The sequence below is a fragment of the Pseudomonas sp. P5_A2_2 genome (assembly GCF_054177685.1).
Genome location: NZ_JBGCUL010000543.1, coordinates 1 through 3084 on the forward strand (window position 1 = coordinate 1; position 3084 = coordinate 3084).

Below are 3084 nucleotides of genomic sequence, written 5' to 3' on the forward strand. Positions count from 1 at the left end.
CTTTCTTGGCCTTGATCAACGGGTTTTCACCGCGCACGTCGAGGGTGTAGAAACTGCTGCCGAAATAGCTGTCGACGGTTTTGTAGCGAAAGCTCAGGGTGTGCCAGTTGAAGCGCACCTTGCACAATCCGTCAGCCTGTTCAAGCAGCTCGATGTTGCTGATGTTGTGGGAGGTGCGGGTGTCCGGCACGCTGGCGCTGGAGCGCTCGGTCTTGATGCGGAAGATGCGGTCTTCCAGGCCCGTGCGGTTGCCGTACCAGATCAGCGAGATTTCCCGCTGTGGGTCCTCGGTCAATTCGTCATTGTCGTCCCAGGACGGCATCCAGTACGTCGCGTCCGGGGCATACAGTTCCAGCCATTCGTCCCACTGCCGATCGTCGAGGTAGCGCGCTTCGCGGTAGAGAAAATCACGCACGCTGTCGTAGGTGATGGTCATTGCACGTCCTCCACGGCGATCAGTTCCGATTGCTCATCAGCCAGGGCCTTGAGCATGGTCTGCTGCCAGTACTTGTGTTGCAGCACGAACAGACCTTCGTCTTCGGTGCGTACGCCACTGAGCAACGGGTGCAGGTCAATCTCTTTGGCGGCCTCGTCAGCGCCTTCGATCCAGTGCTCGGCACCACGGGACATGTCGTTCCAGGTGGTGACGCTGCCCTGATAGCTGGTCTGGCAGGAGCGGAATTCTTCCAGGTCGTCCGGAGTGGCCATGCCGCTGACGTTGAAGAAGTCCTCGTACTGACGAATCCGGCTGGAACGGGCGTGGTCGCTCTCGCCCTTGGGGGCGATGCAGTAAATGGTGATTTCCGTGCGGTTGACCGAGATCGGCCGGGCGATGCGGATCTGCGAGCTGAACTGGTCCATCAGGTACACGTTGGGGTAAAGGCACAAATTGCGCGAGTTCTCGATCATCCAGTCGGCGCGGGCCTTGCCGAAGTCTTGCGCCAGTTCGTCGCGACGCTCGTACAGCGGACGGTCCTCGGGGTTGGCCCAGCGGGTCCAGAGCAGCATGTGGCCCTTGTCGAAGGAATAGAAACCACCACCCTGCTTGGCCCAGCTGCCGGCGCTCATGGTCGGATTGCTGTCGCCGGCCTCGCGCTGCTTGCGCTGATTCTGGGTAGCCGCGTAGTTCCAGTGCACGGAGCTGACGTGGTAGCCGTCGGCGCCGTTTTCGGCGGTGAGTTTCCAGTTGCCTTCGTAGATGTAGCTCGAAGAACCACGCAGCACTTCCAGGCCATCAGGCGACTGATCGACGATCATGTCGATGATCTTCGCCGACTCGCCCAGGTGCTCGACCAGTGGCAGCACATCGGCCTTGAGGCTGCCGAACAGGAAGCCGCGATAGGACTCGAAACGCGCGACGCGGGTCAGGTCGTGGGAGCCTTCGCAGTTGAAGCTCGCCGGGTAGCCGGCGTTGGCCGGATCCTTGACCTTTAGCAGCTTGCCGGAGTTGTTGAAGGTCCAGCCGTGGAACGGGCAGGTGTAGGAGCTCTTGTTGCCGGACTTGTGCCGGCACAGGGTCGCGCCGCGGTGGCTGCAGGCATTGATGAAGGCGTTGAGTACACCGTCCTTGTTGCGTGCGATGAAGATCGACTGGCGCCCCATGGTGGTGGTGTAGAAATCGTTGATATTGGGAATCTGGCTTTCGTGTGCCAGGTAGAGCCAGTTGCCCTCGAAGATGTGCTGCATCTCCAGATCGAACAACCGGGGGTCGGTGAACATCTCGCGCTTGCAGCGATAGAGGCCCTGCTCGGGATCGTCTTCAAGCAGGGAATGCAAATATTCGGGTCGCAGGGACATGGCCGCCGCCTCCATTGTTATTGTTCAGGCAGGGCCATGCTAGGACGGGGGGTCAGGCTGGAGTATCCGCGGGGTGCAGACCTTTATCCGTTTTGTGCAGTCACTGGTGGTGTGTCAGGCGCCATCAATGGTGAATGTACCGGCCCCATCGCGAGCAAGCTCGCTCCCACAGTGATTTCGGTTGAACGCAAATTTTGCATCCAGCCAATAACACTGTGGGAGCGAGCTTGCTCGCGATGGGGCCAGACCAGACAACATCAAACTTGAAAGCTCAATGCCGGCGCTTGAGGGTATCGGACGGCAACTCGCCGAACTGCTTGCGGTAGCTGTCGGAGAACCGGCCAAGGTGCAGGAAGCCGTAGTCCATCGCCACTTCGGTGACGTTGCGCACGTTGCAGGTCGGGTCGCGCAAGCAGGCGTTGATGCGTTGCAGGCGTTTCTGGCGCTGGTAGTTTTTTGGCGTGACGCCGGCATTGCGCTCGAACAGTCCGTACAAGGAACGCAGGCTCATGTGCGCCTGGCGCGCCAGTGCTTCGCTGTCGATGTCCTGCTTGAGGTTATTGGCGATGTAATCGGCAATCGCCTCGAACGTGGCCGTCTGCGAGCCCAGTTCGAGGCGGCAGACATTGGTTTTCATCAGGCTGAGCATCTTGCTGACGATGATCTGCGTGTAATGCTCCTGCACCCTGGGGATCTGCTCGGTGGATTCGGCCTCCTGGCAGATCATCGCCAACAGGTTGACGAAACCTTCCAGTTCATTGAGCTGATAACGGTTTTCCAGAAACCGCACGCCCTGCCCCGGATAGCGCCAGCGCTGCTCATCGCAGACCGATTCAAACAAGCGGGTCGGGACTTTGAGGATGAATTTTTCGCAATCGGCGGAGTACGTCAGGTCCACCGGATCATCGGGATTGATCAACAGCAGCTCGCCGGGGGCGAAGTAATGTTCCTGGCCGTGGCCACGCCACAGGCAATTGCCGCGCAGCAGCACTTGCAGGTGATAAATGCTGTCCAGCGCACCGGACGTCACGCGCACACTGGCACCGTAACTGATGCGGCACAGGTCGAGGCTGGCGAACTTGCGATGATCGAGGCTGGCCAGCGGACTGCCGGCGCGGGGCATGAGAATGCAGTGGTTGCCGACGTGCTGATTGACGTAGCCCGATACCGCATAAGGGTCGGCATGGTCGAACACTCTGCTGCGCTGGCTCAACAGTTGAGCTTGCATCATCGGGTCACTCTCATTGTTGTTATAGGTTGCGTCGGGCCATTCTAGAACAGTGCGTC

Annotated in this window: 3 protein-coding genes; all 3 read right to left on the bottom strand. The window is 59.7% G+C overall.

Translation table 11 applies throughout. From position 1 onward, the window contains the following. Positions 1 to 436: benzoate 1,2-dioxygenase small subunit (gene benB, locus ACXRVY_RS21940; protein WP_458238227.1), on the bottom strand; the 436-nt coding region annotated here is incomplete at its 3' end. After that, positions 433 to 1797: a benzoate 1,2-dioxygenase large subunit gene (gene benA / locus ACXRVY_RS21945; protein ID WP_223463153.1), complete on the bottom strand. Its 1365-nt coding sequence runs from the start codon at positions 1795 to 1797 to the stop codon at positions 433 to 435. The genes benB and benA, both read right to left, overlap by 4 nt. A 271-nt stretch (positions 1798 to 2068) precedes the next feature. Continuing rightward, complete coding sequence (locus tag ACXRVY_RS21950; protein ID WP_317851135.1) at positions 2069 to 3028, bottom strand: AraC family transcriptional regulator; 960 nt, start codon at positions 3026 to 3028, stop codon at positions 2069 to 2071. Between the last annotated feature and the right edge of the window lie 56 nt (positions 3029 to 3084).

Excerpts from the sequence above, each read along its gene's own strand:
- benA (WP_223463153.1), bottom strand. The coding sequence starts at position 1,797 with ATGTCCCTGCGACCCGAATATTTGCATTCCCTGCTTGAAGACGATCCC.
- ACXRVY_RS21950 (WP_317851135.1), bottom strand. The coding sequence starts at position 3,028 with ATGATGCAAGCTCAACTGTTGAGCCAGCGCAGCAGAGTGTTCGACCAT.